Origin of the sequence: Pseudomonas sp. Pseusp97 (assembly GCF_047304025.1) — a bacterium.
In the GTDB taxonomy this organism is placed as follows: domain Bacteria; phylum Pseudomonadota; class Gammaproteobacteria; order Pseudomonadales; family Pseudomonadaceae; genus Pseudomonas.
The window spans coordinates 1-4,737 of the sequence record NZ_JBGLYK010000314.1; the positions used below are offsets into that span (position 1 = coordinate 1).

Sequence of the window (4,737 nt, forward strand, 5' to 3'; positions counted from 1 at the left end):
GGCGCTGCCGGCGCCGCCGCCAAGAGCGGAGCATCGCGCTGGCTCGGCCCGCTGGCCGGTCTCGCCGCCGGTGGCCTGCTCGCCTCCATGTTCATGGGCGACGGCTTCCAGGGCATGCAGTTCCTCGACATCCTGATCATCGCGCTGATCGCCTTCATCGCCTTCCGCTTCATCGCCTCCCGTCGCCGCCAGCAGCAGGGCCAGCAGCCCGCCATGGCCGGCGGACATGCGCCGATGCAGCGTGAGATGCCGGCCGCCGCGCCGTCGATCTTCGGTGGTGCCTCGCGTCCGGTGATGGACAGCCGCCCGGTGATCAACGCGCCGAGCTGGTTCGACGAGACACGTTTCGTCGCCGCCGCCCGCGAGCACTTCATGTCCCTGCAGCAGCACTGGGACGCCAACGAGATGGACAAGATCGCCGAGTTCGTCACCCCGCAGATGCTGCAGTTCCTCAAGCAGGAGCGCGCTGATCTGGGCGACGGCTACCAGTCGACCTACATCGACAATCTCGACGTGCAACTCGAGGGCGTCGACGACCAGGCCGAGAAGACCATCGCCACCCTGACCTTCAGCGGTGTGTCGAAATCCTCGCGCTTCGATCAGGGCGAACCCTTCAGCGAAAGCTGGCGCATGGAGCGCGCCCAGGGCGAGAACCAGCCCTGGCTGGTGGCGGGCATCCGTCAGAACTGAGCCTGCATGTGACAGTGAAAAAGCCCGGCGATTGCCGGGCTTTTTCGTTTCTGCCTTACGCCTCGCCAAAGCTCCGCGACAGTCCCTGCGTGCCCGCCGCTCGTCCGGACGGCGCCCGAGCATTGGTCTTGCGCGATCAGGCGGCTACTACTGTATAAAGCGCGCCATTGGTCGAATGCAGAGAGGCCCCGCCTGTGGAAGATGTGATCGAAAAGCTGCGAGAAGTGAACGAGCCGGTACCGGTGCCGCTGGAACTGCCGGACGAAGAACTGCTGGTGGAAATCGAGGAAGAGCTGCTGATCGGCATTCCGTCGGAATTCCGCGAATTCCTGCTGCAGGTCAGCGATGTGATCTACGGCCGCCTGGAACCGGTCACCGTGACCGATCCGCAGTCCCACACCTACCTCCCGGAAGTAGCCGCCGTGGCCTGGGCCAGCGGCCTGCCGCGCGAGCTGATCCCGCTCTGCGCCGATGGTGACGACTACTACGCGGTGGCCGAGGACGGCGAGGTGGTGCTCTGGGCTGACGGCGAGCTCACCGAGGAGACCTGGGACTCCGTGTGGACCTGGGCACGCGACGTATGGCTCGATACTTGAGGGGGGGTGCCGGAATTTCCTGAAACTTCCATGGTCACACAGGCAACCCAGCGTACCTCCAGCCCTTGCTGCCCGGGCGGGTACGATGCCCCGTGGAGAAACTATGAAGTTGAAAGCCTTGTTCACCTGCCTGTTGCTGCTCGGCCTCGCCGGATGCGCCGACAAGGCCGTGGTGACGCTGCAGGACGGCAGCGAAATCCTGGTGAAGGATCACTCCGACTACGACAAATACAATGACTACTACGAATTCGAACAGCTCAACGGCGAGACGATCCTGATCAAGAAGGACAACGTCCGCTTCATCAAGACCCCGTGAAGGGCGCCCTAGCGCGCCCCGAGCCTTCCCCCGCTTTCCAGCTCCAGCAGATTGAGCAGGTACTGGCCGCAATAGCCCAGGTCCTGTTCGATGGCTTTGCGCGCGCCTGCGCCGTCGCCGCGCTCCAGCGCCTGCAGGGTGTCTTCGTGGAAATCGTTCAGGCGCAGCGACAGGTCGGCCTCGGTGAACAGCCGGTTGAAGAAGGGCCCGACCTGCAGCCACAGCGCCTCGATCATCCGCAGCAGCGTGGGATTGCCGCAGGCGCGGTAGAGCGTCAGGTGAAAGAGGCTGTTGGCTTCCAGGTAGCCGTGGACATCGCGGGCACTCAGCGCGTTTTCCATGCGCTCGGTGCACTCTCGCAGCACCGCCATGTCGGCGGGCTTCAGGTGCTTGGCCGCATCCTCTACGGCCAATCCCTCCAGGGATTGCCGCACCTGCAGGATCTGCAGGTAGCGCTCGCGGGTCATCACCGGCACCCGTAGCGAGCGCTGCGGCTCGCCCTCCAGCGCGCCCTCGGCCACCAGCCGCTGCAGGGCGGCGCGGACGGGCATCGGACTGGTGCCCCACTCATCGGCCAGGTCACGGATCTTGAGCCGCTCGCCGGGCTGGAAGCGCCCGCTCAGCAGGGCCTGGCGCAGGTTCTGGTACAGCTGTTGCTGAAGGTTGTCGGCCATCGCGATTCACTCCCGGCTGGCCGGCGGCGCCGGCAGTTGGGCGAAGGTCAGGCTGCAGTCGTGCTTCATCTTGCTTATCCCTTGTTCTCGATCAGACAGTTGCCGCCATCCACCACCAGCACTTCGCCAGTGATGTAGCTGGCTTCGGGCGATGCCAGGAAGGCGATGGCGGCGGCCACCTCCTGCGGGCGCCCGGACCGGCCGAGCGGCGTGCGCCGTCCGGCCTGGATTTCTTCCTCGCTGCTGGAGCCGGTGGCGATCCAGCCCGGCGCCACGCTGTTCACCGTCACCCCGCGGCGCGCCACTTCCAGCGCCAGGCCCATGCTCATGCCGAGCATCCCGGCCTTCGCCGCGCTGTAGGCGGACTCGCCCGGATTGCTGGCGCGCACGCCCGTGGTGGAGCTGACGTTGACGATGCGTCCGTAGCCGCGCTCCAGCATCCCCGGCAGCAGCGCGCGGGTGAGCAGGAAGGCGCTGGTGAGGTTGCGCGCCAGCGACAGGTTCCAGGTCGACAAGTCCATGGCCGCCAGTTCGGCGAAAGGCTCCGGGCTGCCCTGCATGGCCATGCCGGCGTTGTTCACCAGCACGTCTACCCTTCCCCATTGCGCCTGCGCCCATTCGGCCAAGGCGCGGACGTCGTCCTCGCGGGTCAGGTCGGCTGCCAGTGCGCGCGCTTCGAAGCCTTCGGCACGCAGCTCCTGCGCCCGCTGCAGGACGCGCTCGCTGCTGGCGGTGAGCAGCAACTTCACGCCATGAAGGGCCAGCCGGCGGGCACTGGCGAAGCCGATGCCGGACTCGCTGCCGGCGCCGCTCACCAGCGCGACCTGACCCGCCCAGATGGACTCATTCCTGACATCGGCCATGGGTATCTTCTCTATCTGTGATCACAGAATTCGTTAAAGGGCAGATTATCAGGCGTTTCGTCCGCTGTATTGACATATTTGTGATCACAAACGGATGATGTGTGAAATAACAAACGAGGTGTGCAACATGACCGCCAGCGGAATCGCCCAACCGGCCGTGGATCTCTTCACCGCCCGCGAGCGCCAGCGCTTCCTGGAACAGAATCCCAAGTCCGTCGCCCTCGCCGAGCGTGCGCACAAGTCGCTATACGCCGGCGTGCCGATGCACTGGATGGCCGACTGGTCGACGCCCTGCCCGCTGTTCGTCGAACGTGCCCAGGGCGCCCGCTTCTACGACGTGGACGGCCATGACTACGTGGACTTCTGCCTGGGCGACACCGGCAGCATGTTCGGCCACTCGCCGGCGCCGATCGCCCGCGCCCTCGCCGAACAGGGCGCACGCGGCCTGACCACCATGCTGCCCGGCGAAGACGCCGTGGTCTGCGGCGAACTGCTCGCCGCGCGCTTCGGCCTGCCCTACTGGCAGGTAACCGCCACCGCCACCGACTCCAACCGCTACGTGCTGCGCTGGGCCCGTGCGGTGACCAGGCGCAAGACCTTGCTGGTGTTCGACGGCTGCTACCACGGCACCGTGGACGACGTGATGGTGCGCTGCCGCGACGGCGAAACCGTGCACCGCTCCGGCCTGGTCGGCCAGGCCTACGACCTGACCCAGCACAGCCGCTCCATCCCCTTCAACGACGTCGAGGCGCTGGAAGCCGCGCTGGCCCAGGGCGACGTCTGCGCCCTGCTGTGCGAGCCGGCGATGACCAACATCGGCATGGTCCTGCCCGATCCGGGCTTCATGCAGAAGTGTCGCGAACTGACCCGCAAGTACGGTTCGCTGCTGATCATCGACGAAACCCACACCATCTCCACCAACATCGGCGGCTGCACCAAGCTGTGGAACCTCGACCCCGACTTCTTCGTGGTCGGCAAGCCGATCGCCGGCGGCATGCCCTGCGGCATCTTCGGCTGCAGCGCGGAAATGGCCGAACGCATGGCCGCCTCGCGCAAGAGCGCCCAGGAAGACAGTCATGGCCACGGCCACAGCGGCATGGGCACCACGCTCTCGGCCAACGCCCTGGCCATGCACTGCATGCGCGCCAACCTGGAACAGGTGATGACCCAGGCGGCCTACGACCACATGCTGCCGCTGGCCAAGCGCCTGGCCGACGGCTTCCGCCGGCTGATCGGCAAGCACGGGCTGAAGTGGTCGGTGACCGAACTGGGCGCGCGCAGCGAATTCCAGTTCTGCCCCGTCTCCCCGCGCACCGGCGCCGAGGCAGAAGCGGCGTTCCACGACGAGCTGCAGATGGCCCTGCACCTGTACCTGATCAACCGCGGCATCCTCATCACGCCGTTCCACAATATGACCCTGTGCTGCCCGGACACCACCGCCGCCGACGTGGACCGCCTGATCGAGACCCTCGATGCCGGCATCAGCGAGCTGCTGGCGATTCCCGGGGCCCGCGAAGCCTGATCAATACCTGTAGGAGCGAGCTTGCTCGCGAACGCTCTTTGCGAGTCCGCAGCGGGGCGGGTTCGCGAGCAAGCTC

General features: G+C 66.3%; 6 protein-coding genes. 4 read left to right on the top strand and 2 right to left on the bottom strand.

Translation table 11 applies throughout. From position 1 onward, the window contains the following. The 3 genes from ACCC94_RS27815 to ACCC94_RS27825 form a co-directional block, all read left to right on the top strand. Positions 1–690, top strand: a 690-nt coding sequence (locus tag ACCC94_RS27815; protein WP_413352819.1) for a Tim44 domain-containing protein, incomplete at its 5' end; no start/stop codon positions are given. A gap of 194 nt (positions 691–884) precedes the next feature. Continuing rightward, on the top strand, positions 885–1,286 hold the full coding sequence (locus tag ACCC94_RS27820) for an SMI1/KNR4 family protein (protein ID WP_184595010.1): 402 nt from the start codon (positions 885–887) through the stop codon (positions 1,284–1,286). 103 nt (positions 1,287–1,389) lie between these two features. Then, entirely contained in the window at positions 1,390–1,602 is a 213-nt protein-coding gene (locus ACCC94_RS27825; RefSeq protein ID WP_017521498.1) for a YgdI/YgdR family lipoprotein, read from the top strand. A gap of 8 nt (positions 1,603–1,610) precedes the next feature. Here the strand turns inward: ACCC94_RS27825 and ACCC94_RS27830 are convergent, their stop codons facing one another. Together ACCC94_RS27830 and ACCC94_RS27835 are read right to left on the bottom strand one after the other, a co-directional pair. Beyond that, a complete protein-coding gene (locus ACCC94_RS27830) occupies positions 1,611–2,276 on the bottom strand; it encodes a GntR family transcriptional regulator (protein ID WP_413352820.1) in 666 nt (221 codons plus the stop codon). Between the two features lie 74 nt (positions 2,277–2,350). Next, positions 2,351–3,139: an SDR family NAD(P)-dependent oxidoreductase gene (locus ACCC94_RS27835; protein ID WP_413352821.1), complete on the bottom strand. Its 789-nt coding sequence runs from the start codon at positions 3,137–3,139 to the stop codon at positions 2,351–2,353. A gap of 127 nt (positions 3,140–3,266) precedes the next feature. Here ACCC94_RS27835 and ACCC94_RS27840 point away from each other — a divergent pair, with 127 nt between their 5' ends. Beyond that, complete coding sequence (locus ACCC94_RS27840) at positions 3,267–4,661, top strand: aspartate aminotransferase family protein (protein WP_413352822.1); 1,395 nt, start codon at positions 3,267–3,269, stop codon at positions 4,659–4,661. Positions 4,662–4,737 lie beyond the last annotated feature (76 nt).